At 59.9% G+C, this 26,748-nt stretch carries 15 protein-coding genes; 10 read left to right on the forward strand and 5 right to left on the reverse strand.

The annotated features are described in order from the left end of the window. Positions 1 to 6: 6 nt before the first annotated feature. Complete coding sequence (locus K5Y35_RS13985; protein ID WP_085689500.1) at positions 7 to 1,530, reverse strand: fumarate hydratase; 1,524 nt, start codon at positions 1,528 to 1,530, stop codon at positions 7 to 9. A gap of 554 nt (positions 1,531 to 2,084) precedes the next feature. Here K5Y35_RS13985 and K5Y35_RS13990 point away from each other — a divergent pair. The 3 genes from K5Y35_RS13990 (at position 2,085) to K5Y35_RS14000 (ending at position 5,075) form a co-directional block, all read left to right on the forward strand. Next, the gene (locus K5Y35_RS13990) at positions 2,085 to 3,191 is read left to right on the forward strand and encodes a sensor domain-containing diguanylate cyclase (RefSeq protein WP_128613703.1); all 1,107 of its coding nucleotides are present in this window, start codon (positions 2,085 to 2,087) and stop codon (positions 3,189 to 3,191) included. Then, the gene (locus K5Y35_RS13995; protein ID WP_222832179.1) at positions 3,184 to 4,119 is read left to right on the forward strand and encodes an iron-sulfur-binding ferredoxin reductase; all 936 of its coding nucleotides are present in this window, start codon (positions 3,184 to 3,186) and stop codon (positions 4,117 to 4,119) included. The genes K5Y35_RS13990 and K5Y35_RS13995 overlap by 8 nt, the downstream gene beginning before the upstream one ends. A 206-nt stretch (positions 4,120 to 4,325) precedes the next feature. Further along, positions 4,326 to 5,075 carry an enoyl-CoA hydratase-related protein gene (locus tag K5Y35_RS14000; RefSeq protein WP_128613705.1) on the forward strand — a complete coding sequence of 250 codons (750 nt, stop codon included), beginning with the start codon at positions 4,326 to 4,328 and terminating at the stop codon, positions 5,073 to 5,075. Between the two features lie 96 nt (positions 5,076 to 5,171). On the opposite strand, the gene K5Y35_RS14005 is transcribed toward K5Y35_RS14000, so the two are convergent. The 3 genes from K5Y35_RS14005 to pyk all read right to left on the reverse strand — a co-directional run bounded on the left by K5Y35_RS14005 (position 5,172) and on the right by pyk (position 9,531). Next, on the reverse strand, positions 5,172 to 6,494 hold the full coding sequence (locus K5Y35_RS14005) for a hypothetical protein (protein ID WP_222832180.1): 1,323 nt from the start codon (positions 6,492 to 6,494) through the stop codon (positions 5,172 to 5,174). Between the two features lie 31 nt (positions 6,495 to 6,525). Next, on the reverse strand, positions 6,526 to 7,839 hold the full coding sequence (locus K5Y35_RS14010; protein WP_222832181.1) for a hypothetical protein: 1,314 nt from the start codon (positions 7,837 to 7,839) through the stop codon (positions 6,526 to 6,528). Positions 7,840 to 8,079: 240 nt separating this feature from the next. Continuing rightward, the gene (gene pyk, locus K5Y35_RS14015) at positions 8,080 to 9,531 is read right to left on the reverse strand and encodes a pyruvate kinase (RefSeq protein WP_123467280.1); all 1,452 of its coding nucleotides are present in this window, start codon (positions 9,529 to 9,531) and stop codon (positions 8,080 to 8,082) included. Positions 9,532 to 9,704: 173 nt separating this feature from the next. Between pyk and K5Y35_RS14020 the strand changes: the two genes are divergently transcribed. Further along, positions 9,705 to 10,091, forward strand: coding sequence for a tetratricopeptide repeat protein (locus tag K5Y35_RS14020; RefSeq protein ID WP_123467278.1), 387 nt, complete (start codon positions 9,705 to 9,707; stop codon positions 10,089 to 10,091). Positions 10,092 to 10,324: 233 nt separating this feature from the next. Then, the gene (locus K5Y35_RS14025; RefSeq protein WP_123467324.1) at positions 10,325 to 10,684 is read left to right on the forward strand and encodes a PilZ domain-containing protein; all 360 of its coding nucleotides are present in this window, start codon (positions 10,325 to 10,327) and stop codon (positions 10,682 to 10,684) included. 146 nt (positions 10,685 to 10,830) lie between these two features. Here K5Y35_RS14025 and K5Y35_RS14030 read toward each other — a convergent pair whose 3' ends face one another. Then, positions 10,831 to 11,199, reverse strand: a complete 369-nt coding sequence (locus K5Y35_RS14030) for a DUF6124 family protein (protein ID WP_123467276.1) — start codon at positions 11,197 to 11,199, stop codon at positions 10,831 to 10,833. A 459-nt stretch (positions 11,200 to 11,658) separates the two neighbouring features. On the opposite strand from K5Y35_RS14030, the gene K5Y35_RS14035 reads away from it, so the two are divergent. The 5 genes from K5Y35_RS14035 (at position 11,659) to K5Y35_RS14055 (ending at position 26,747) form a co-directional block, all read left to right on the forward strand. Further along, the gene (locus K5Y35_RS14035) at positions 11,659 to 14,796 is read left to right on the forward strand and encodes a hypothetical protein (RefSeq protein ID WP_261991196.1); all 3,138 of its coding nucleotides are present in this window, start codon (positions 11,659 to 11,661) and stop codon (positions 14,794 to 14,796) included. A 150-nt stretch (positions 14,797 to 14,946) separates the two neighbouring features. Next, positions 14,947 to 18,603 (forward strand): Tc toxin subunit A, encoded by a 3,657-nt coding sequence (locus K5Y35_RS14040; protein WP_222832182.1) that lies wholly within the window; start codon positions 14,947 to 14,949, stop codon positions 18,601 to 18,603. Between the two features lie 49 nt (positions 18,604 to 18,652). Continuing rightward, positions 18,653 to 22,732, forward strand: coding sequence for a neuraminidase-like domain-containing protein (locus tag K5Y35_RS14045; protein WP_222832183.1), 4,080 nt, complete (start codon positions 18,653 to 18,655; stop codon positions 22,730 to 22,732). Next, positions 22,725 to 26,450, forward strand: coding sequence for a hypothetical protein (locus K5Y35_RS14050; protein WP_222832184.1), 3,726 nt, complete (start codon positions 22,725 to 22,727; stop codon positions 26,448 to 26,450). The genes K5Y35_RS14045 and K5Y35_RS14050 overlap by 8 nt, the downstream gene beginning before the upstream one ends. After that, positions 26,451 to 26,747 (forward strand): hypothetical protein, encoded by a 297-nt coding sequence (locus tag K5Y35_RS14055; protein WP_222832185.1) that lies wholly within the window; start codon positions 26,451 to 26,453, stop codon positions 26,745 to 26,747. Position 26,748 lies beyond the last annotated feature (1 nt).

The following is a 26,748-nucleotide window of genomic DNA, read 5'->3' on the forward strand; positions in this document are numbered from 1 at the left end:
AAGCGCTTACTGCACTTCGACCGCCAGGCTTTCGCTGATCTTCTGTTGCCAGATCGCAGGACCGGTGATGTGCACCGATTCACCTTTGCTGTCCACCGCAACGGTGACCGGCATGTCCTTGACCTCGAACTCGTAGATCGCTTCCATGCCGAGCTCGGCGAATGCCAGCACCTTGGACTTCTTGATGGCCTGAGCCACCAGGTACGCGGCGCCACCGACGGCCATCAGGTACACGGCCTTGTTGTCCTTGATCGCGTCGATCGCGGTCGGGCCGCGCTCGGACTTGCCGATCATGCCCAACAGGCCGGTTTGCTCGAGGATCTGCCGGGTGAACTTGTCCATCCGCGTTGCGGTGGTCGGGCCAGCCGGACCAACCACTTCGTCACCGACCGGGTCAACCGGGCCAACGTAGTAGATGAAGCGACCTTTGAGGTCTACCGGCAGGGTTTCACCCTTGTTCAGCATCTCGACCATGCGTTTGTGCGCAGCGTCGCGACCGGTGAGCATTTTGCCGTTGAGCAGGACGGTTTCGCCCGGCTTCCAGCTCTGCACGTCTTCCGGGGTCAGGGTGTCGAGGTTGACGCGGCGAGCCGACGGGCCGGCTTCCCAGACGATTTCCGGGTAGGCGTCCAGCGGTGGCGCTTCCAGCGAGGCTGGACCTGTACCGTCGAGCACGAAGTGCGCGTGACGAGTGGCGGCGCAGTTCGGGATCATGCACACCGGCAGGGAGGCGGCGTGTGTCGGGTAGTCCATGATCTTCACGTCGAGCACGGTGGTCAGGCCACCAAGGCCCTGGGCGCCGATGCCCAGCTGGTTGACCTTCTCGAACAGCTCCAGGCGCATTTCTTCAATGCGGTTCTGCGGGCCACGGGCCTTCAGCTCGTGAATGTCGATGGATTCCATCAACACTTCCTTGGCCATCACCGCGGCTTTCTCGGCGGTGCCGCCGATGCCGATGCCCAGCATGCCCGGTGGGCACCAGCCGGCGCCCATGGTCGGAACGGTCTTGAGTACCCAGTCGACGATCGAGTCGGACGGGTTGAGCATGGCCATTTTCGACTTGTTCTCGGAACCGCCGCCCTTGGCTGCCACGTCCACTTCCACGGTGTTGCCCGGGACGATGGAGTAGTGGATGACTGCCGGGGTGTTGTCCTTGGTGTTTTTACGAGCGCCCGCCGGGTCGGCGAGGATCGAGGCACGCAGGACGTTTTCCGGCAGGTTGTAGGCGCGGCGCACGCCTTCGTTGATCATGTCGTCCAGGCTCATGGTGGCGCCATCCCAACGTACGTCCATGCCCACACGCACGAACACGGTGACGATGCCGGTATCCTGGCAGATCGGCCGGTGGCCGGTGGCGCACATGCGCGAGTTGATCAGGATCTGCGCCATCGAGTCACGGGCCGCTGGCGATTCTTCGCGCAGGTAGGCCTCGTGCATCGCCTGGATGAAATCCACGGGGTGGTAGTAGGAAATGAACTGCAGGGCGTCGGCAACGCTCTGAATCAGGTCGTCTTGCTTGATCACGGTCATGAGTCGCGCTCCTCTAAAAGACGGGAACATTCAATAAGGTGCCTGCGGCTTGGGTGCATCGGTCGGTCGCAAGCACCTTTCAAGGCACGCCGGGGCTGCTGGCGCGACGCTAAAAAGGCGCGGCAGTATACCGCGCCTCGATGGGGCGTACACGCGCCGGCAGTCATTCGTTGGTCGCATGGGTGGGCGAATATCGGACAGCGGGTTTGCACTTCAAGAGCTATCCCCTCACCCGAGCCATCTCACCAGGGGCGAGGGGGCCGAGCTTCATACTGTTCAAACCTGAGTTCGACTCAGGGAAGGGTCCGATCTTCATGCTGTTCAAACCTGAGTTCGGCGCGATGTTTCAGGTCGGCGTACCTCGGATAAACCACTCGGTCAGTCCCCTCTCCCTCCGGGAGAGGGTTAGGGTGAGGGGCTTTTCAGGTCATGCATTTGACGTCAATTTTCGAGCCCGAAAATCTGTGGTCATTTATCGACTACGCCACTAAAGTGGCAGCCGGTCTGTAGAGTAGGACACTCGGTCAGCCTCTTATCGCACGGTGAGTCAACGATTGACCCATAACGCCATTCAACGTCTTTTGCTCAAACGCTTCGCCCTTGCTGCGGCCACCTATGGATTGGCTTTGCTGCTGCTGTGGCTGACGTTTTTCACCGGTCATTACGACCAGTCCCTGAGCTCCGTGGCCACTGGCAGCGCGCTGGTGGTGATCAGTCAGGCGACGCTGTTCGCGCTGTTCTGGAGCGGACGCAACCAGCGCTTTTCCGACCCCAGCCTGACCGAAGCGCAGGTGCTGCTCGGGCTCGGCTGGCAGACCTGGCTGATGGCGCATCTGGATGAAGCCCGCGGCGCGTTTCTGGTGTTTTACGTGCTGATCCTGTTGTTCGGCCTGTTTCACCTCAGTCGGCGGGCGTTCATCCGCTGTGCGCTGTTGGTGTTCTTCAGTTTTTGCACGATCACGCTGTGGGACGCCTATCAGTTTCGTCTGCGCGAGCCGGCACTCGCCGCGTTGCAGGTGTGCATTCTGGCCATGGTGCTGGCGTGGCTGGTGCTGTACGCGCGCTTCGTTCAAGTCTCGCGCCAACGCATGCGTCAGCGCCGGTTTGCCTTGCAGGCGCATCAGGACACCCTGCGCGGGATGATGCGTCAGCTCGAAGACCTGGTTGCCACCGACGAGCTGACCGGGTTGTTCAACCGCCGGCACTTTCTGCGCCTGGCCTCGCGCGAACTCAATACGATGGACAGCGATGTCGTGCACGGCCTGGCGCTGATCGATCTCGATCATTTCAAACGCATTAATGACCTGCACGGCCATGCCGCCGGCGATCAGGTGTTGCAGGCATTCGCCGGTGTCGCTCAGGCCTGTCTGCGCGACGGCGACGTGCTGGCGCGTTATGGTGGTGAGGAATTTGTGCTGCTGCTGCCCGATTGCGACGCCGAACGCCTGACCGCCTGCTGCGAGCGCTTGCGCATCGCCTTCACCGATGTCGAACTGGTCGGTCTGAATGTGGGCTCGCTCAGCCTGTCGGCGGGCATGACCTTGCTCGGCCTGGGTGACGATCTCGACGACGCCTTGCAACGTGCCGATCAAGCGCTTTACCGGGCCAAGCGTGACGGGCGCAATCGCTGTGCGGCGGCCTGGGAGAATGTCGATGCCTGAACTTCGTGTCGGTGAACGACAGTGGTCGGTGGCGGCGGGCAGCAACCTGCTCGACGCCCTTAATCAGAACGGTGTCGCCGTGCCTTACAGCTGCCGCGCCGGCAGTTGCCATGCCTGTCTGGTGCAATGTGTGCAAGGCCTGCCGGCGGACAATCGCCCGGACGCCTTGAGCGCCGAGCAACGCCAGCAGGGCTGGCGGCTGGCCTGTCAGTGTCAGGTGGTCGAAGACTTGCAGGTGCACACCTTCGATCCGCTCACCGACGGACGCCCCGCCGAAGTCGAGGCGCTGGACTGGCTCAGTGACAGCGTGCTGCGCCTGCGTCTGACCCCGCAGCGCCCGTTGCGCTACAGCGCCGGGCAACACCTGGTGCTGTGGCTAGATCACATCGCCCGGCCGTATTCGCTGGCGAGTCTGCCGGAAGAAGACCGCTTTCTCGAATTTCACCTCGACTGCCGCCAGCCCGGCGAATTCAGCGATGCCGCTCGACGGCTGCAGATCGGCGACCCGGTGCGCCTCGGCGAACTGCGCGGCGGCGCGTTGCATTACGACCCGGACTGGCACAGCCGGCCGCTATGGCTGCTGGCCGCCGGCACTGGCCTGGGCCCATTGTTCGGGGTGTTGCGCGAAGCCTTGCGCCAGGATCACCAGGGCGCGATTCGCATCATTCATGTGGCCCATGAGGCGAGCGAACACTATCTGGCCAAACCCTTGATGGCACTGGCCGCGCAGCGCGAAAACCTCAGTGTCGAGCTGTGGACGGCGGCCGAGTCAGCCGCCGCTTTGGCGCAACTGCGCCTTGTATCCCGGCAAACCCTGGCCTTAGTCTGCGGCTCAACCGCCAGTGTCGATGCCTTTGCAAAGCGTCTGTATCTGGCCGGACTGCCGCGCAATCAACTGCTGGCCGATGTGTTTCTGTCCCGCAGTTAAGCGCTGATATTCATGGGTTCGAAGAGCCTCTGAGGAGGGAGCCTGTGTTGTGGAAGTGTCTGTGGCGAGAGAATTTATCCCCGCCGGGCTGCGCAGTGGCCCCATGATTTTGTGAGCGCTGCGCACTCAAACGGCGATAAACCCCTTCGCCACAGCCTCCCTTCACCCTCTCTGAACTTCGCAACCCGGCACTGTTGAGAGATGCCATGACCGAAGCCATCCTGCTGGAGCGCGAACGCGGTTTACTGACCCTGCGCTTCAACCGTCCGGACAAGAAAAACGCCCTGACCCGCGCCATGTACAGCCGGCTCGCCGAGGCGCTGAAACAGGCCGACAGCGATCCCGCGATCACCGCCGTGCTGATCACCGGCAGTGCCGAGTGCTTCACCGCCGGCAACGACATTGCCGACTTCATCCAGCAACCGCCGAGCGACCTCGATAGCCCGGTGTTTCACTTCATGCTCAACCTGCTCGAATGCCGCAAACCGGTGATCGCGGCCGTGGCGGGGGCCGCGGTGGGCATCGGCACGACGCTGTTGCTGCATTGCGATCTGGTCTACGTCAGCCGCGACGCACGACTGCGCATGCCGTTCGTCAATCTTGGCCTGTGCCCCGAGTTTGCGTCCAGCCTGATTCTGCCGCGCCTGCTCGGTCAGGCCAGGGCGGCGCAGTTGTTGCTGCTCGGCGAAGGGTTTACCGGCGAGCAAGCGGCGGCGTGGGGCATTGCCAGTGAGGCGTTGGGCAGTGGCGCTGCGGCGTTGGCCAAGGCCCGGGAAATGGCGCTGCGCTTCGATGAATTGCCGCCGCAAGCGGTGCGGATCAGCAAGCAACTGATGAAGGCGCCGGATCGTGAATTGATCCGCCAGGTGATCGAGGAGGAGGGCGCGCTGTTCACCCAGCGGCTGCGTTCGCCGGAAGCGCTGGCGGCGTTGACCGGGTTTATCAAGCGGCAGTGAAAGATCGCCGCCTTCGACAGCAACGGCCGCGGGTGTGTGTTGACCCGACAGCGCTGGCGAAGGTGGCGACCTATGGGTTTTTCAGGGTTCGCTCAGTCATGCTTGCGGGGCGATAAGGCCCCTGGCAACCCCCAACTGGTGATGATTATTGACGCGGACTGCTGCAAAAAACAGCACCGTGCGATCCGTGATCAAGGCGGACGCCATCCCGAAGGGGTCGGCATCGAACTGCAGCCAGCCCGTGCCCGCACCAAAGTTTTTGTCCAGGATGCCGGCGTCGGTGAATCGGGCCACGACGACCTGCGCGGGCTTATAAATGTGGCCATACACCAGAATGCTTCCGTCCTTCTGGACAGACGCGTGATGCCAGTAAGTGTCACGGTCGTCCAGCCTGGTCAGCAGCGGCTTGCCGCGATTGAACTGGATGTTGGTACTGCCATCGGATTCACGACTGACCAACAAACCGCATTCTGCGTCATCCAGCGTGTAACCGACGCCAAGCAAGCGTTGGTTCGTCTGCGCAACAAGACGTTCTAACAGAAAGCTCATTGGCGCTTTCTGCGGTTCAATCAACACATAGCCAGCGTCCCCGAATGAGACGTCAGTTGCGCCAGTGGCAAGCAATCTCGTGAAGAGCGCACGGGATCCTTCATTAGCCGGGTTCTGGCAATAACCACTGAGTACGTATTTGTCGTCAGCGCTGACCAGAACGTCGGTGAGGTGGGTGTGCGCAAAATCGGCAAAGGCAATCCGGACGATGCCCGTCTGGTTGAAGTCGGGATCGAGCGCACCGTCCGGTGTCAGGCGAATGATCGCCGTTTGGGTTTCTTCCACGCCGTCATACACAGGTTCATGCAACAGGATTTTGCCGTCAGGCAGAATCACACTGTTACCCGCGGCAGCGACGTCGGAGGAGGTCGACGGCGCTTCAAAACCGTGCGCCTGAATCTCGCCGATGCTGCCAAGTGCAATCAGCACCGTGCCGTTATTGCCGAATGTCGAGTCCGGAGTGCCATCGGGATGCAGACGGATCAGGCCTTTCCAGGTGTTGAAGGTGCCATCGTAATAGTGGCCGATCAGTAAGATTTTTCCATCGCTGAGTTCAACCACCTCGCTGATCTGCGAGTAGGAGCGCCCTTCATCGTTTTCGACAAACGCCGCGATGACATAACCGTCCTTGCCAAATGTCGGGTCGATCATCCCGTTTGCCGTCAGCCTCACGCAGTAGTAATCAACCCTCTGACGCGTGAGCTGCACATCGCCGACCACATACAGTCGACCGTCAGCATCAACGCCCATGCCTTTGGGGTTAACGTTGCCTTCGGGAGCGCCGGGAGCATTCAACAAGACCAGGCCGCCGTCACCAAAGGCGGGGTCGAGCTGTCCTTCATTGCGCAAAACCTTTGAATCAATGCTCATGTTCATCTCCTTGAAATAGCCCGCCCCTTGTTCAGTCACGCCCGTGGTAACGCAGGACCCATCCTTGATTCGTCGAGTCTTTGAGGTAGGTTCCGGCCACTACGATTTTTCCATCCGCCTGGAGCGCGAGGCTGTCGAAAGAAAGCGCCCCGGTAAATGGCGTGCCCACCCAGCCGGCGTTGCCGAATGTTGAATCGAACGAGCCGTCGCTCAACATTCTGCCGATGACGGCGGGGGACGGTTGGTCGGACTGCTGGTATTTACCGACCAGCACGATCTTGCCGTCCGGTTGCATGATCCCGCTGCTCCAGTAGGTGGATGCATACTCCAATCGGGTCAGCAGAGGCTTGCCGCGATTGAACTGGATATTGTATTCACCATCCGGTTCCAGGCTGATCAGGAGACCTTCAGTGCCGGTTTTGCCGATGCCCAGCAGCCGCTTGTTCGGTTGCTGGATCACGCACTCAAGAACCGGCGACCCCGACATCGGCTCAATGACAAACCCGTTGTTGCCGAACTGCGGATCGAGGCTGCCGTCGCGCAGGTAGCGTGCAAACAGGGCGGCGGATGTGCCTGAGCGGGGCGCCAGTGCGCCGGATGTGCCTGAGCGGGGTGCCAGTGCGCCGCAGATGACGAGCTTGCCATCCTGATCGATCAAGCCGTTGCGCACCTTTACATCGGCAGGCGCCGCACCCGGGTAGAGGACCTGAACATAGCCTTTGTTATTGAAGGAGGTGTCCAGAGAACCATCGCTGTTGAGCAAGTACAGGAACGCTTGTGTGTCCTCTCCGTGCGTAATGGCGTAGGTGTACACCACGAGGATTTTTCCGTCGTTCAGCGACACGATGCTGCCCGATGAAGCCTGTTCGCTACCACTGGCTGCCTTCGCGGTCTGTTCGTCAGCACCTGCGGGCAACCGGAGGATGACGTAGCCCTGGTCTCCAAACGTGCTATCCAGCACACCTGCGGATGTAAAGCGCGCCAGTGCAGGTCTGCTTTCAGCGACGGTGCCCAGAAGCAGCTTCTTGCCGTCGCTCAGGCAGATGACCGATCGCCCCTTGGACTCGGTTCTGACGGTAAAAGCACCACTGGCAATGCCCTCGTTTCCAAAGGTCGGGTCCAGCTTGCCGTCCAGCGTCAGGCAGCCCAGAACGTAAGCCTGATCAGCGACCCCGGAGCCTGCCTGACCTGCGAAATACAAGCGTGTCGAGGCGCTGTCCGAACTGATCCCCCCCACATGGCTTTGCCGTCCGAGGGCCGGCAGCGTCAACCGGAAAACGCCAGCGTCGGCAAAGTCTTCATCCAGCGTTCCCGCTTTTGGTGCCTGTCGGTTCGAGTGATCCATGGCGTTCTCCTTGAGTAGAGGATTCTCGACTCAAGTAACTGCCCCAATGCTTGCACCGTCAACTGTCAGATCTGACAGTTGACACAGTGCTTGCCACAAAATTGCAGCTGCGGCCACGCTTGAAAGGACCCCGCCAATCACGTGCAGGTGCTGCACAAGGCTGCGATTTTTTGATGGGCCGGAAAACAAAAAGCCCCGCCGTTCACACGGCGGGGCTTTGGTTTTTCAGCAACCGGTCACTCAGACCTGCGGGTCGCCCACGTGCAGGATCTTCATGCCGTTGGTGCCGCCGGTGGTGTGGTAGCTGTCGCCCTTGGTCAGGATGACCCAGTCGCCTTTTTCCACTACGCCGCGCTTGACCAGTTCGTCGATCGCCTTCTGGCTGACTTCGTGCGGTTCCAGCGAAGCCGGGTCGAACGGAATGGTGTACACGCCACGGAACATCGCCGCACGCGCCTGGGTCTCGCGGTGTGGCGAGTAGGCGTAGATCGGCACCGAGGAGCGGATGCGCGACATGATCAGCGGGGTGTAACCACTTTCGGTCAGGGCGATGATCGCCTTGACGCCCGGGAAGTGGTTGGCGGTGTACATGGTCGCCAGTGCGATGCTTTCGTCGCAGCGGGTGAATTCCTTGCCGATACGGTGGCTGGAGGTCTTGCCGGTCGGGTGCTTTTCCGCGCCGACGCAGATGCGCGCCATCGCCTGCACGGCTTCCAGCGGGTACTGGCCAGCGGCGGATTCGGCCGAGAGCATCACGGCGTCGGTGTAGTCGAGCACGGCGTTGGCCACGTCGGACACTTCGGCGCGGGTCGGCATCGGGTTCTGGATCATCGACTCCATCATCTGGGTCGCGACGATCACTGCCTTGTTGTGGCGGCGTGCATGCAGAATGATTTTCTTCTGAATGCCCACCAGCTCGGCGTCGCCGATTTCCACACCCAAGTCACCCCGGGCAACCATCACCGCGTCGGACGCCTTGATCAGGCCGTCGAGGGTTTCGTCGTCGGCCACGGCTTCGGCGCGTTCGATCTTCGCCACCAGCCAGGCGGTGCCGCCGGCCTCGTCGCGCAGTTGACGGGCGTATTCCATGTCGGCCGCGTCACGCGGGAAGGACACCGCGAGGTAGTCGACTTCCATTTCCGCTGCGAGCTTGATGTCGGCCTTGTCTTTTTCAGTCAGGGCCGGCGCGGTCAGGCCGCCGCCGCGACGGTTGATGCCTTTGTGGTCGGACAGCGGGCCGCCGATGGTCACCACGCAGTTGAGTTCGGTGGCGGTGGCGGTTTCAACGCGCATCACCACGCGGCCGTCGTCGAGCAGCAGCTCGTCGCCCACGCCGCAGTCCTTGACCAGGTCCGGGTAGTCGATGCCGACCACTTGCTGGTTGCCTTCGGTCAACGGATGGCTGGTGGAGAAGGTGAACTTGTCACCGATCTTCAGCTCGATCTTCTTGTTGGCGAATTTGGCGATACGGATTTTCGGGCCTTGCAGGTCACCGAGCAGGGCGACGAAGCGGCCGTGCTTGGCAGCGAGGTCACGCACCAGTTTTGCGCGAGCCTTGTGCTCGTCGGGGGTGCCATGGGAGAAGTTCAGACGGGCGACGTCCAGGCCAGCCAGAATCAGCTGTTCGAGAACTTCCGGCGAGTTACTGGCCGGGCCAAGGGTAGCGACGATTTTGGTACGACGGACGGACATGCAAAGACTCCTCAGGTTCAAGCGCCAGCGAAGGCTACTATGCTCTTTGGGTGTAGTCATTGTTCGTTTGCACTACTTATCATTTTCTTTATTGAACGCGGCAACTTTGGGACAAACGCGCCTGAAGATTTCCGACCATGGGTCGATACAGAGCTCAAGACAGGAGAACCCCCATGCGATTGTTGCCCATTGCCGCCCTTGCCCTCAGCGTCCTCGCCGTCACGGGCTGCACCCGTTGGTCGATGAACCATCATTTGAACAACGCTTACAGTGCCTATGACCGTGGCAATTGCGAGCAGGTGATGCTCGAACTGTCCAAGGTCGAACGCGCCAGCCGTGCCCGCCCGTATGTGTGGCCGGAAGTGTCGATGATGCGCGGCCAGTGCCTGGAGCGGCAGAAGATGTTTGTCGATGCGGCGCAAACCTATCAGTTCATCATCGCCTCGTACCCCAACAGCGAGTACGCCTTCCGCGCCCGCGCCCGTCTGGAAACCCTGCAGAGCCTGGGCCATTACCCGACCCGCAGCGCAGCAGCGGTGGTGCGCCCGACGGGCTCTTGATGACAGTTGTCATACAAAAGCTGGCCGGTTGTACAGGCTGAGCTATAGTCGAATGAATCGGGTCGCCGGTGAATCCGCGATGACCCGTGCAACACCTGCGACTGGCAGTTGTAAGGTGATGGCGTATTAGCGACCGTCACACCGGAAGCGGGGAGAGCGTGCCTGCGACACAGGCGCGTTCCGAAGCAAGGGTGCGGCTCTGTGAGGGAGCCTTGCAGGACGAACTGCGCATCATGTTTACCGACCGCCGGATCGAACGGCATCAGCTGCCGTACTTCCTCAGAGTGTTCAACAGCGTCACCGACAAACCCATCGGTTTTCTGGGCAATGTGTCCGAAGACGGGCTGATGCTGATCAGCCAGTTGCCGATGATGGTCGGTGCGGATTTCCATCTGCGCCTGAAAATTCCCTGCGGTGACGGTTGCCAGCAGGTGATCGACCTGGCCGCGTCATGCCTGTGGTGCCACGAGGATGCGACGCCGCTGCATTACGACGCCGGTTTCAGTCTGCTGCGAGCGCCGCCCGAATACGGGCAGTTGGTCGAGGCGTTGCGTCAGTACTTCAGCTTTCAGCCGTTGCCGGCCTCGGCCTGAGTGCGGCGCCGCCTTCATTATTGTTATCGCTGGCAAGCCCGCTCCCACAGGGTTTTCGTCGCGCTCGGAGGGTGTGTCCGCGCGCAGAACCTGTGGCTGCGGGCTTGCCCGCGATGGCGGCAGTGCAGGCGCCGCAGGGTTAACGGTCAGGTCACGGCAATCGCCCGTTCACGGTCGAGCGTCTTCTCCGCCAGCAACAGGCCCATTTCACTCAATTGATAGATCGCCATCGCCAGATGGCGCGGCTTGTCGTCAAGGCTGTCGGCCAGGTCGAGCAGCAGAATGCTGACCGAGGAAAAGGTTTCATAAGTCTGGATGGCCACGGCTTCGGGGTTGAGGTCGGGGCTGACCATGAACATCTGCATGCCGCGATCCACGGAGTTGCGCGATGGGGGTTCGGGTTTGAGGTAGTGGTCGAGGGCGCGCTCGGCGGCCTCGTTGAGTTTTTTTGAATCGGCTGAGGTGTAGGGGGAAACCGGGTCGGTTGCCGGGGGATTCGGTGTGTCTTTGAACATAGTGATAACCCTTGTAGTGAGGGCCTTCACCACTTCGCGACTAAACGAAGGGTGGCGGCTGGACGCAGGTTAGTCGACCGGGGGGTATCACCAAAAACCGGCGCGCCGAAGCGCCCTGCGAACAGCCACCATCGAGTGCGGGGATAGGGAATACCCGACTGGATGACGCTTATACACATTGGTGACACACCCCTGGGCGACTAAACCCGACCACTGATTGGCAGCGGCACGGACCAAGTTACGGGGCATCACCAAAGCGCACAAGTCGGCGGATTCTGAGGGATGTGTAGGCAACGGCGCAAGGCACTGTAGCCATGTGCGTATGGCTGAAGGACGTTGCCAGCCTGCGTTGTAGGAAAAGCTACCGTCTGTCGGGACTGTCAGATTTTACAGGTAGGCAGCCGGTTATCCGGCGGCGTACACATACCTCTCGGACATAGCGACGATGAGGGCAGGGTCATGTCAAAGGATACGGATCTGGAAGGTGCACCCGGCGAGGCCGATGTTTTTGTCACCGATGAAGAAACGCCGCTTCTCTCGGATGGGGTGAGTCCGGACGGACTGTATGTCGGGCCTTTGCAAATTCAGCTTTGGGAGATAACCGAAACCGTCGATACCAACAGTTCGATCATCTTCAGTATCCCGCAGTCTGACGGAGAGCATCAGGTCTGGATTGATTACTACGGCCCCAACGGATATTACGTGAAATTGCTTGAGGGGGCCTGGTACAAGGGCGTCCAATGGAACGAATGCCTTGCTACTGGACTTCCGGAGGGTCCTGGCCGCTATTCCACGATATGGAATTACAAAAACAATTGGTCCGAGAGAAGGGACAAACCGGTATTCGTCAGAAAGCTACCTGTTATCACCGGTAAAGATGAACTGACAGCAACAGTCTTCGGCACGGGTGTTACGAGTGGCTATCTTGACATCGTCCAAGACAGCACTAACCTCTCGATGAGTCCGGCGATTCTCGGCAACCAGGCCAACTGGACCCTCAAAGTGCGCGAAGGCTTAAAGCCCTGGACTTACAGCATCAGGGTCAGGCATTCGCAAACTGGACATGTTACTCGTTACTCGACGCCGATCAGTTTCAATTATTACGGCGTCCCGACCATCCGTGAGCCGAAACAGGATGATGTGGTAAGGGAAAGCAGACCCAGGGTTGAAGGCCAAGGGTTTCCGTCTGCAACCGTGAAAATTTATCAATCAGGCTCGGGCATCATTACCTATGGTGAGGCCCAGGTTGGCAATGACGGGCTCTGGTCGACGTATTTGCAGCACGACTTGCCCTATGGATCCTTTACGTTTATCGCTCAACAGTCGATGGGCAATTCTGTATTGCCCGGCTGGTCGAATCTGGTGACGATCAATGCCAAATTTCCGCCCGGTATCCCTGCAATAAATTCCTTGCTTCCTGTCACGGAGCAGAATCAGAGTTTTACCCTGACTGGATCGAATGGCGGGGTCGGGGGGATTGTTCGAATTTTCATCGACGGAACGTCAACCCCGGTCGGTGAAAGCGCCGTGCTGACGCAGGCAAATTGGAGTGCCCAGGTTCAAGTGCCCGTAGGGCCCGCCTCGTTGGTGGCCATAAACGTGCGGGACGAATACGAATCCGGGCGCAGCGGTCCCCGCGCCTTCAAGATCCGCCCCCCGGCGCTGCTGGAACCACAAATGACCGTTCTCGCGGATGGCGGCATTCGGTTCTCAGGCAGCGGCCACTCCAGTGCAACGGTCGAATTCACTCTGCTCTCAGCCCCGGAAGTCACTGTACCGCCGTCTGTTGTAGTCAGAGACGGCATCTGGCAAACAACCGCGACAGGCTGGCCATTCGGCACTTATAAGCTCAAGGTCATTCAAAAGGTTCCGGACGGAGCCAATGGCTGGATCGAGTCAGTCAAATTGGAGTTCACGGTCTACAAGCAAATGCCTGATGTATATGAGACGGACTTCTCAAGGGAGTACCAACCCACCTTCAGCGGCAAAGGTTACAACGGCGCCACTGTCAGGCTCTACCATCCCGGCGGCATACATCTGGCCGCCCCCGATGTCGTCGTGAAGGGCGGGGAATGGTCCAGCATGGCCATCGAGCAATGGGGGCCGTCGAACAAACGGGAAGTTCATATCAAGCAGTTCATCGGTGAACAGTGTTCGCTGAACTGGGTGGTACTGGAGGTCACGATCCCGCCACGGGCTCCCGGCCTGGATGATCCGCCCGAAGACGACCTCTTACCCATGTTCAGTGGCACATGCTGGCCGGGAGCAGGCGTCAACATCCGCTTCAGCGACGAAGAACAGGTTGTACACCCGGGCATTGTCAGTGAAGGCACCTGGCAATTTCAGCGTGACAAGGCGTTTGCCGCGGACGTGGCACATACCGTCACCGTGACTCAATTCGTCGCCGAGCAAACCTCGGCTCCGGCATCGAAAAGCTTTACCGTCCATCTACCCATGCTGGTGCCGGTGATCACTCAGCCCGAAGGCGACGCGAAAGTCGGCCGCGTCACGACGGTCGCAGGCGAGAACGGTATGCAAGGCGCCACGTTGCAGTTGCGTGACTTCCTTTCCGAGAGACCTCTGGGGGCGCCCAAGGAACTGGATAAGGACGGTAACTGGTCGATCGATCTGAGTGATCTGGAATTCAGGCGCTACACCATCGATGCTCGGCAGACACTGGCCGGACGGCACTCTGAGTACAGTGACCGGCGCTCGTTCGAGGTGGTACTGCAGCCTCCGCTCATCACCCAGCCGACGATGAACGGCAAGCTGCCACGTACCGCGATGCTGGAGGGGACGGGGATGGCGAATGCGCAGGTCGAGGTGTTTCTGCAAGGGCTCTCCGAGCCTTGGCTCAAGGATGTGGCGGTGAACCAGGAGGGCTACTGGAAAGCCGAAGTGACCTTGCCGGTGGGCCACAAAACCATCTGGGCCCGGCAATGGTTCACGGATGACACCGGCAAGCGGCGTGAGTCGGACAATACCGAACCTGTGAACTATCAGGTCGTCCCGGCCGCCCCGTTCATCGAAACCCCGGTCGAGGGCGACGTCATCGGACGGCGGGTGGTGGTGTCGGGCTTCGGTGTACCCGGCGATACCGTCAGTGTGACGTTGGCCGGGGCTGCGCGGGCAGTGCTGGCAAGCGCCATCGTGCAGGACGATCGCACCTGGTCGGTGGCGAGCGATGTCGGCTCCCTCACCGGGGGGCATTACCGGTTGCAAGCGGTAGCGTCACTGCAGGAGTTCGAATCGGTCGAGGCACTGCGACCGGTCATGCTGGGTACGTTTTTGCCCAGCCTCGAGCGGCCGGCGGCGGGCAAGTGGGTCAGCCAGCCGGTGCAGTTTTCCGGTCGCGGCCGGGAGGGCATGGGCGTCGCCGTCAGTTGGTACAACCCGGATGTGCAGTGGGTGGCGCAATTGCCCGTTACCGGTGGGCAGTGGGACGCAGAGGCGACGCAGACATTGCCCGAGGCGGGTCACTGGTACCGATTCCGACAGACCCTGACTGACGGCGCGGACGACGCAACGATGTCTGACTGGGTCGACAGTGCGCGTTTTGAAGTGGAGTCCGCGCGCCCGCTCCGCAAGGATTCCTGAAGTCTGTTTCCGATTAACGGTCTGTGCACCTGTCAGATCTGACAGTAGACGGCGCCGCTGTCGAAGCGCTCAATCTTCCTCATCGAATGTGCAACCTGACACCAAGTGTCAGGTTGCTCGGACCTTCTGTCGCCTCAAGGAACCCTGATCATGGCTGATTCGCGCCGTCCTGCCGTGCAACTGTTCGAGCAGTTGTTTGGCGAAGAAAAACAATCCCAGGATGCTGGGCTGGAAAGTCTCAGGCAGTACCTTGAGGAGGGGGGCTCGATTTTTCCACTGGTGGAAAAAGGCGTTCAGGGCCTGGTGCTGGAGCACGCGCTGGGTGCGGAGGATGCCCGGCAAATTCTGCGCCGGTTGAACAGCATGGCCACCTACGTGCGTCGCCAGTTCATTCAGCGGACCCTCAGCGGCGAAAAAGGGGCGCAGGCAGCGCGGTCGAGCGGGATTCTGGCGATGGTCGATGGTCCGAGTTATGAACGCCTGTTCCCCACCTCTTTTGATTCGCTGTGCCCACCGGATGGCCTGGAGTCGATCACCTCGCCGGTGGCGTATCTGATCGATCTGTTGCGCTGGATCCGCGACCGTATCGAACTTTACGGCGTCGAGACAGAAAAGTTTCCGCTGCATGATCGACGCAAGGATCTGAAGCGGCTGTCGGTCGATTTCAATGCGGTGTACCGCTCGGTATCGTCGGTCGACATCATTGTCGCGGTGCTGGAAACGTTCATCTCCGAACACCAACCCGGCGTGCCACTGGAAGATGCGTTGCTCGCGGCGCGTTACCCCAACGGTCTGCCCTATTACCAGCACTGGGTCACGATCGACACGGTCGCCCGTCACCACGGATTGTCGGTCGGTGATTTTTCCCGACGGGTTGATCTGATCTATCCCTATTTTTTGTCGCCGCTCCCCGGCGATACCGATTCTGCGCGTGCTGCCATGATCCATGCATCGCGGCTGGGGCCCAAACAGCGGGAATTGCTGACTGAGCCGGCCGTAGTGGTGGGCGAACGTAACGATTTTTACCGGGACAACTATGGCGCCGATGTGCTGGATTGGCAGAACCTCAACCAGGTGACGTTCTTCGGTGGACGGACAAAGCTCGATACCCGGGCAATCGAAAGCCTGTTGTCGGTGCGCACCTTTGCTCCGGTGCGTTCGGCCAATGTGAAATTCACCCCTGAAGTACCGCCCAATGAGGCGGAAAGCGGTCATTCCGGTTCGATTTACATCAATAAGAACCAGCATCCGGCGATCGGACTCACCGAAGACAGTTCAACCCCGTCAATTCTGCACAAATTGACAGCAAGTCCCAGCGACGCCGCAGGGCTGAACGGCTATGACCGAATGAACCGAATGGTGCGTCTGGCCAACTGGCTGGAGTTGCCGTTCGATCAGGTGGACGCGCTTCTGGCGGCTGCCATGCGCGCTGAAAGTCGCGGCACCGAAACGGCGAACAATTGGGAAATTACCGAAGGCGTGGTGCGGGCTCTCGGCCTTTACCAGAGCCTGCGCGAGCGCTACCAATGCACGCCGGCGGACTTCGCGGTGTTTATTGACGAATTGGCGGTTTACGGTCGCGCCGAGGTGCTGTCACCGTTTGATCAGGTCTTCAATCATCAGGGCGACTACCGCCAACCGTTCAAGCTCGATGGCGCGACGTTTCCGCTGATGCCGCTACCGGGCGTCTCGGACCTGACCATCAGCCAACTGTGCGAGGGCCTGGCGACCGACCTGCAGACTTATCATTACCTGGCGTTAGCGGTGGCCTCTGCACACGGGCTCTCCCAAAACCTGACGCGCACCGCGGCGATTGTTTCCAGTTTTTATCGGCTGGTGAAGTTGCCTCGGCTGTTGAACATTACACCGATGGAAGGTTTGCTGATGCTGACATTGCTCGGTGGCGAGCACGAGCAATGGCTTCCCGCTTTGGCAGGCGAGCCGGCCATCCACGCGCCCAATTCGGGCACACCGGATGTGTTGAACCTGATCGAGGCCATGTCCAGCTGTGTGCAATGGTGCGAGGACAGCGGGCTGTCGGTGTCGTGGATGCTGCAACACGTGGCACCGGTGCAGCCCGTGAGCGAGGCGTCGGAGTCGGATCGGCAGTTTTTCGAGCAGATTCGCAATCTGCTGTCGACGGCGCTGTTGAGCAACGGCGCCTTGTTGATGGCCGGCGTACCCTCTGCAGGCGCGGCCAACTGGCTGGACTTTCTCACCAGTCACGCGGACAACCTCGACCCTGTCGTGGATGCTGACGGCCTGGTATTGGCCCCAGTGGGAACAGCAGACGCTTATTTGAGCTTCCTGCGTGCCAAGTTGGCGTGGGCGGTTGAAAGTGCTCTGGGTGACATCGGCACGCCGCAGCGCGATTCGATTGTCGAAACCATGCTCAGTGTGGTCTTGCAGGCACGAGACGCTCAGGTGTCGTTGGTCAGGGAGACCCTGGCTGTCTATGCAGGCGTTCCGGTCGATCGGTCCATTGCCCTGCTCGATTGGTCAAACGCTACGGTCTACCAATTACTGCGACAGGTGATCGAACACGTCGGTCTCGATGTGCAGGAAACATTACGCGGGCGCAACGAAGAACCGGATCCGTTACTGACGCTGTTGGGCGAGGTGCGCCGGCGGGCGGAGGTGACGACGACGCTGGGGTTGAGCGCCACGCTGTTGCAGGACTATCTGGATTACGGTCATCTGGCCTGGCTCAATCAGGCGGACAAATATGCGTTCACCGTGCGTACGCTTTATTACCTCACCACGCTCACACGGGCGTTCAGCCTGAGTGAACAGCCAGAGCAGGCGCTTCTGGACTATCTGCGTCAGGTCAATGCACTGCCGAAAGTCACCGGCCATGCTGCGCGTCTGGCGCAACAGGCCGCCGCGATCAAACTGGCCGGGTTCTTCGGCTGGAGCGTGCAGGAAGTCAATGAGTGTGTCAGCCGCGTTGACGATTCAGAGCTCAAAGTGTTGAAGGACCTGACACAACTGGATCTGTTGATGCGCGTGCGTGTGCTGTCAGCCGACAGCGGCATGGATGCGCTGACGATTTTTCTGATGGGCCGGTTGCCCGCGACGCTCGACAAAGCGGCCTACGCCGAAGCGGCGGAACTGGCCTTGCTGAGCGAGACTCGGGCGCGAGTGCCGGTTATCCAGGCGCAGGGCGACCTGAAACAACTGGTCACGATCACGTGCACAGTCGACAACTCGACCGTTGTAGCCAACAAACCTGATTCGAAAGCCACCTACACCGTGACCCTCACGGATGCTGAGGGGCAGGCGTTGAAGGACGTTACGGTTTATTGGCGTGCGACGCTCGGCACGGTTGAAACTAAAAAAACCGAGGTAAACGGCGTGCTTGAAACCGATTTTGTTCCGGGCAAGGTCATGGGAACGGACACGCCGCAATACTGGCTGGATTTGTTTGAGCCCGAGAACGCTCCGCCCATCCAGGTGATGGCCGATTTCGACTCACTGAGTTTTTCGGAGAGGGACAAATCCCCAGTGCCCCTGGAAACCGTGCCGCGGGGCCAAGAGGTCGAGCTCTACGCCAGGCTGCGGGATAACTATGGAAATCTTGGCCAAAACCTGCTGGTGGACTGGAGTTACAGACCTGTCAATTCGAATAAAAGACAGAGTGTGAGCATCCGGCCTGCGCAAGGCTTCACCAATCAGGAAGGGCTGACGCGTGTCTTTGTCTCCAGCGCTACTGGCGGGACGTTCGCGTTCAGTGTCCTCAGTCAAACCGGCGAGACCTCTGTCAATTTTGAGGCCATCACCTTTGAAGGCGATGAGGTGCCGGCATGAGCCTGCGCAACAGTTTCACCCCGAGTGATACCCCCAGGGAGCAAAGATCATGGCATTGAGCAATGTTGGCGGGCTGTTGGAAAAACGTCGTTTGGCGCTGCTTGAATACTGCATCGGACAGTTCGGCGCACAGACTTATGATTTTCTGGAAACACCGGATGACCTGTTTGAACTACTGCGCATGGACCCGCTGGACACCTACCCGGTGCAGAGCTCCTGGGTGGCCGAAGCGACCAGTTGCGCGCAGCAGTACATCCATGCCGTTTATCGCAAACTCGAGCCAGGTTATACCACGCACCAGTTCGACCCGCGCCATCTGGCGGAGTGGGAACTCACCAACAATTACCCGGACTGGGCCGCCGTGCAGTTGATCGCGTGCTACCCGGAAAACTTCATCAATCCTTTTGTACGGCAGCGCAAGACCAGCCTGTTCAAAACCCTGGAGAGCGCTCTCACTCAGAGCCGCTTGAGCAACGATTCGGCACAGGCGGCGCTGCGCGATTACCTGCAAACGTTCGAGCAGACCTGCAATCTGGATGTCATCAGCGGCTACATGGACGGCAAGACCCCGGCCCGCGCCGATTATTACTTTGTCGGGCGTCAGCGCGAGCAGCCGTTCCAGTATTTCTGGCGCAAGGTCGAGGTTGAACTCACTTCCACGGATAAGGCCATCAATCCAGCGGCCTGGAGCGAATGGCAGGCGGTGGACATCCCGGCGGGTAATCGCGTGCTGGATATTCGCCCGGTGTTCTGGAATGGCCGCTTGTGTCTGGTCTGGGCAGAGTGGCGCGACCGGGTGCCCCTTAAGGAGGCGGACGAATACACGCCCTACAAACTGGAGATCAACCTGGCATTCATGACGCAGAACGGCCAATGGTCGGCGCCGTTGGCTGTGCACAGTGCGGAGTATGAAGAGGATCGCAGTGCCGGTGCGCGGCTGATTGCGACGGTGCGCGAGAACTATCTGCACCCCAAGGGCAAGCTGGGTGTGTTGATCACCAACGACGAGACGGGTGAAGACAATAAGCTGAGCGCGCAGGTCATCCGTGATGTGCTGATGCAGCCTGTCACTGACGATGGTGGTGCCTGGCTGGAATCGGCGCTGCAGAATCGTTTTGTCAGCGCCGAGACGGTGCAGCACCCAATCGGCAGTCAGGTAACGGTGGTCTCTCGCGTGACGACGCTGGGCGCCATGACGCCCTATCTGGATGTGCAATTCACGGCGTTGCGTGTGGATGGCAAAGATGTGCTGACAGTTCAGGGTTTTTGCCGGCCAACGGGACTGGGCGCCGGCAATGCGAGCATGAAACTGGCCTTGAACTTCAGAACCGAGGATGACCCTGCGGATGTTGTTCAAAACTTTCCAATAGCGGGCGGCTGGACAACTGATGTGCTGACCTACTCGCGAAGAGCCGGTAGCTGGGGGGCAACCACCTTCTCCTTCGGCGATGCTGCTGGCGAACTTGGAGGCAAGGAATTTGACCTGACCATTGTCGATCTCATGGATTTCTCCGCGCCGACGCTGGTAAAAAACAGCATCGACGCCGCGCAATTTCTGTCTCTCAATCAGCCCGGCCTGGCGCTGAAATTCTCCCGTCTGAATTCACTGTTCGCTCCGGAACTGGTACAGCGCGCCGGTATTTCCGTGGATGCGGTACTGGATTGGGATACCCAGTTTCTGTCCGAACCACCGCCTACCGGCGTCGTCTTCACCGAACCCAACGGTGCTTTCGACGGTGCCAACGGTCTGTTCTTCTGGGAGTTGTTTTTTCATCTGCCGCACTTGATGGCCACGCGTATGCGCGACGAGGAGCGCTTTGGCGAAGCGCAGGTCTGGCTGCATTACCTGTTTGATCCGCAAGCCGTCGCCGATCCACAAACGCCGTCGAAGCTTGTCAATCCGAAACCGCGGTATTGGCGCTGCCGTCCACTGGCGGACCTGGGCAATCCGGGCTTTGAGGCCATGGCCCCCACCGACCCGGATGCCATCGGTTATGCAGCACCGGAACACTTCAAGATTCTGGTGTTCAGCGACTACGTGAGAAACCTGATGGCATGGGGCGACTGGTATTACCGGCAACTGACCCGTGACAGTCTGGTGGCGGCCAAGTTGTGCTATGTGCAGGCCGGGTTTCTGATGGGCAAGGCACCGACGGCACGCACCGTGACCCGTTGGCAAACCGCGACGGTTGAGAGCTTGCTGACCCAGTGCGGCGCGCGCACGGCGCTGGATGAGTTCGAGCAAACGCTGGATTACAGCCTGGCGGATCTTCCTGCCGCTTCCGATACCCCGCCCATTCTCGGGGTGGTGGGTTGCGGGCCTTTTGAAATACCGATCAATCAGTCACTGCTGGACCTGTTCGCGGCACCGCAACAGCGTCTGGATAACCTGCGCAACAATCTCACCCTCGATGGCAAACCACTGGATATCCCGTTGTTCAGCCCGCCCACCGATCCCAATCAATTACTGCGTGATCTGGCGGCGGGCGGTGTCGCCGGGCCGCGGCCGATGGGCGGGCGGTTGGTCGTCAACGCATTCCGCTGGCGGGTGATATTCGAGGTCGCGTTGCGTGCGGTGCAGTCGCTGCAGGATTACGGCAGCCAGGTGCTGAACCTGCTGGAACGCAGGGATCGTGCCGAGCAGGAGGAGACGCAGCAAAGCCATATCGTCGAATTGGGCGCTTACGCCCGGTCCATGCAGGAGCAATCCATCGCCCAACTGGAGGCGAATGTGACCGCGTTGCAGCAAAGCAGCCTGGTGGCCAGCGAGCGCGCCGAAGCCTACAACAAACGCTATGTCGAAAATATTTCGCAATACGAATATGAGGTCATGGACAACCTGGCCACAGCGAAAGTCCTGGCGGTGACGTCCTCCAGTATCAAGCCCGCTGCGGCGTTGATGGCGGCGCTGCCGAATATTTTCGGCTTCGCCAATGGCGGGCACCGCGCCGACCAGGTGCTTGAAGCCGTCAGCTTCGGACTGGGCATCGCCTCGAACATGAAGCAGCTGGATGCCGACAGGCAAGCCACCACCGAAGCGTATCGCCGTCGTCGCAACGAATGGGCGCTGCAACGTGATCAGGCCTTGGCGGAAGTGCGGGCCATCGACGCGCAAATCGTGGCGCAGGGTTACGCCATCACGGCGGCCCGATTGAATCTTGAGCAAACCCTCAGGGCCAACGATCAGGCATTGACGGTTTACAACTTTCTGAAAAAACGCGCGAGCAATGCCGAGCTGTACGGCTGGCTGTTGGGCCAGCTCAAGGCCTTGCACTATCAGGCTTACGATGCCGTCATTAGCCTGTGCCTCAACGCCCAGGCATCCCTGAGCGCCGAGACCGGTGATTACGATGCGCAGATTCCCCTGCCCAATGTCTGGCTTGATCATCGGCATGGTCTGACGGCCGGCGAGCACCTGCGTGGGCATTTGCTGCGTATGGAGCGTGAATACCTGCAGCGCCACGAGCGGCGGCTGGAACTGGTGAAGACCGTCTCCCTGCGGCAGTTGTTCGAGGACCGGGTGGACTTGCAAACCGGCGCTGACTGCTGGGCCAGTGCGCTCAAAATATTGCGCGAGAGCGGCACGCTGGAATTCAAACTGACGCAGCTATTGTTTGATCGTGATCATCCGGGGCACTACTGCCGCCAGATCAGTGGGGTAGAAGTCGATCTGCCGGTGTTGACCGGTCCCTACGAGGACGTGCGGGCCACTTTGCTGCAGATCGGCAGCATGACGGCGACCCGAGCCACGGCGCAGTCGGTGGCCTATTTGCACAAACCGACAGGCACGGCGCCTTCGGATGTGTTGTTCAACCTGCGTAGCGGTCAGCAGATCGCCTTGTCCACAGGCGTTGCCGATAACGGCCTGACGGCGATGAAACCCGACGAGGGTTTGCTCAATCCTTTTGAAAATACCGGGGTGGTTTCCAGTTGGAAAATCAGTTTTCCCTGGCCGTTGAAAAGCCCGCAAGCGGCCACGCTGAACTCGCTGACGGACATCATCTTGCGTGTTCGCTACACCGCAAAGGCCGGCGAGCGGACCTTTGCCCGAACGGTCGAAGACATGGTGACCAAAGCTGAACGTACCGGTCAAAACACAATGCTCAAGGGAGTGCGCAATCATGAATGAACCGGTGATTCAAGCGAACGAGAGTCTGGTGCGCAACGGCGAATTTGCCGATCTGGAGCACTGGGACAGAAGTGGCCTGGTCGGCACCGGCAGTGAAATGTATGAGGGTAACGTCACCTCCTTTCTGCAAGCCGTGGACGGAGGCTGGGTGAGACAAGAGATGACCTTGCCCAAAGACCCCGGCGTCGACGCGCATTACACCCTGACTTTCCTCTGTGAGATACGGCACGAGGAATCAGGCTGGCTGCGCCTCTGGAGAGATACGCAGTTGTTATTGGAGATTGAACTCAAGCCTGGAGACTCGCGCAATAGCGAGCAAGACCGGGCCCGACTGGCAGCGGGACAACCGCTGGAGTTCAGACCGATTAAATACGAACAGGCGCTGGAACTGCCGATTGCGCGTGGCGACATACTTCGTCTTGAAATTACCAGCCCTCTGAATGAAGCGCATATTGAGGCTTCGAGACTGCGTATCACCCACGTCGACATCCAATTGCGTCTGGCGCCGCTGGCGTTGCAGGCGTTGCAGATAGACCAAGAGACCCTGGCGCCAGGCCGTACGTTGCACCTGTGCATTGGCGCGACAGACACCGATTCTCACCGATTGACCTTTGTGCCTGAGCCGGACAATAGCTGGCGTGAAACCAAGGCTGCACTGATCATCCAAGGCAATCCGCAAGACGCAATTCTGGCGACACCCGACTGGCAGGTTGATCAGCCGCTGCAAGACCAATGGTTGCTCGACTGCCCCTTCCTCGGCGATGACCAAGAGCATGAGTTGACGCTGAACCTGCTCAACCAGTACCGCGCCGAGGCTTACACCATTCCCGTATCGCTGGGGCATCACCGTTTGGCTTTCGGGGCGGAAAAGGACGCGGCTTACTACCCGATTTTCGAATACGGGCAACAGGTGCAATTGGGGGTTCGAGTGGTGTCGTTTTACACCGCGCAGGCCATCAGCGGGCGCACCGTGACCTGGGCGCAAGCGGGTGCAGGCGTCAAAGGCGCCGCTGTTTCCGGTGACGATGGTTGGGCGTATTTCGATTACCAGCCAACGCAGGCCGGTGAGTTCGTCATCGAAGCGTCGGTTGTCAGCCCTTATTACGCTGGCGGTGTGGTTTCACGCCGCTTCGATGTCCGCGTACTGGCCACGGACCCGTGGCGTGAGCTGTCGGTGATTGTCGACGAAAACGCGACGGGCTGGGAGGCGACCGGTTATCCGAATCGTGGCAGTGCCCATCCCTTGCAGATCCGCGTGCCTGTCGACAGTCCTTTGTTGGACTCTGAACTGTCGCTGCATTGGCGCGGCGATAGCCAGACGCAATTGGGCGTCGTGGTCAGCCCGGCGCTTGAACAACCGGTGCCGGTCGACAGCGTCGACACGGTCTGGACGCTGACCAGCGACGACAGCAGTGACGGCCGGTTTGTATTGTCACTGGTCTGCTCGAAGCTGCTGTTGCCGTCACCGGATAAACCCATGTCACTGGCGCGCAACCGGGTCAAGGTCGGCGAGGTGCGCGGCGCCAATAAGTTTCCGATTGTCGATGAGCAAGAAAGCGTGTTGCTGCGCGTGCAGGTATTACACGACGTGACCCTGGGGGACGGCGATCCGGTGACCAATGCGTTGGTCGACTGGGAGACACCCGAGGACGACATCGTGCGCACTGTCACCGGGGCCGGTGGCTGGGCCAGTTTGCTCTACACGCCAAAAAGCGCCGGGGCCAGGACGGTCACGGCCAGCGTCAAGGCACATGCCGAGGCCAGTGCGATCGAGCAGTCGTTCGATGTCACAGCTGTCGCGACCAGTCCGTGGAAAAACCAGGTCAACATTTTTCTGGACGGGGTGGAAGTCGAGCGCAATACGCTGGGCGTGCTGTGCCGTCGCGGGCAGATCCATACGCTGCGAGTCGAACCGGTTAGCGGCAGCCCGTGGATCGGTAAAAACATCAGTTTGCACTGGCGAGGTGAGGCGCCTGCTATCGGCTTGCAACCTGCCGATCTGGACATGCCCAAGGCATTGGTACAGGCAGGGGTGCAATGGCAACTCGCCTCAACGGCGGAGTCCAGCATCAGCAGCCTGTTCGATCTGGTGTTGCGCCTTGAAAGCGTTGAACTGCCACGGGAATTGTCCGGGCGTCTGATCGCCGCAGACCTGACTGAAGAGTTGAGTCTGGTGCTCGATCAAATCCACGCTGAGCTGGATTCTCTCAGCCTTTATCCATGCCTGGGCGCGCGGCACCGCTTCAACGTTTTGCCCAATGCATTGAGCCCGTTGGTGGGTTTGCAGGCATGGCTGGTATGGTCGGGTACCTCCGCCGAAGCATTGGCCGCGACAGTGCAGCCAGCACTGAATGCCGGGCAACCGTTGAGTGATGGCGGGGCGCTGTGGACATTGGATTTTTCCGCCAGCGAGCAACCTGGCCAGTTTTCATTGTCGCTGGCGCTTCCTCAGCTGGACTTTGCTGCCGCGCCCAAACCAATGGACCTGGCGCACAACAAAGTACGCATCGAAGCGTGGCGTGAATCGCCGATCGAGCCCGTAGTGAGCGAGGATTCGGCATGGATGTGGGTCCAGGTGGTTTCGCATTTCACCGACCGTGCCGTCGATCAGGTCCCCGTCAGTTGGGTGGCGGAGGAAAAAACCCACGAAATGAATACCGCCGCCGATGGCTGGAGCGGGTTCCCGTTTGTGCCCACCTCTGCCGGGCAGAAAACGGTGCAGGCTTCGCTGTTCAGCCCCTATGACGGCTATCGGGATTCGCAGTCAATGACCGTCGAAGCGCTGGAGGTCGATCCGTGGAAGGGCGTGACGGTCAGTTTCGATGGTCAGCCAGCGCAGCCCTGGGGGGAGGTAACCTGCTTCCCGCGCCGCCGCGCTCAGCACACCATCAATGTGATGGCTGCGCAAAACAGCCCCTTGTTCGATCATCAACTGACACTGGGGATGAGCGGGGCAGGGCCTGCCGAGTCAGGGATCCGTTTCGAATCTCCCGGTCTTGGAACGCCTATACCTTTCAGCAGCGCGGGTTTTCGCTACACCTTCATGACCGGCGATCTGAAGGACGCCAGCTTTGCCCTGCGCCTGGCCTCATCGAAACTGGCCAGGCTGTCCCCGGCCAATGCAATGTCATTGGGGTCGGGAACTCAAGTGCTGAAAATCCTTGCCAGTCAGCGAGCCACGCAGACGCTGCTGTGGGGCGAGGCGGTGTCTGAACAGATCAGCGTGGTCTCGTCTGTCAGTGGCAGGCCGATGGCGGGCCTGACGGTAACCTGGCGCAGCCCGGAGCTGGGCGTGGTTACCACGGTGACGAACTTCTACGGGGTTGCGAAGATCCGTTTTGTGCCCACTACGCCGGGGGCCATTGAGCTGACGGCGACGGTGGGCGATGCGCAGTATTCGGAATCGGTTTCGTTTGCGTTTTTCCTTGATGAACCTCGTCAAATAAAGTCGCTGTTCAGCGTCGATTCACCGGGGCAGCAAGTCCATGCGGGTGCGACTGTTGTTTCGGCCTTGACGGGGAAACCTCTGCCGGATGTGTGGGTGAAGTGGACATTTGAAAACGTCTCGCTCTTACAGAGCAAAACGAATGAAGACGGGATCGCAATGGTCATCTTCAAACGTCCCTTGATCAGGCAGGGTTTTTTACAAGCCTTGGTCAAGGGCGGCCTTGCCGGCTGGGAAATACAATCTCTAGCGGTGCCAATTGATGTTCTCTAGGTGAAGCGACTGACTGTACCGGGAAATCAAGTGATTCAGGTGGGAGAATTGACACTCATCTCTGCGCTGATCTTTTCTGCTGTCAGTCAAGCGCCCCTTGAGAGCGTGGAGGTAGTCTGGATCAAGAACGGCGTAGAGCAAGAGTTGCGAACTAAAACCAATATTCGAGGCGAGGCGTATGAAAACTTCAGGGCCAATGCAGCGGGAAGCATGACCATCCAGGCACAAATTCGTGACCCCAAAGGAAAGCCTTTCGACAGTAAGCAATTTGTATTCACCGTGGTCGAGCGGCCCTGAG

The sequence above is a fragment of the Pseudomonas sp. SC3(2021) genome (assembly GCF_019856535.1).
Classification (GTDB): domain Bacteria; phylum Pseudomonadota; class Gammaproteobacteria; order Pseudomonadales; family Pseudomonadaceae; genus Aquipseudomonas; species Aquipseudomonas monsensis.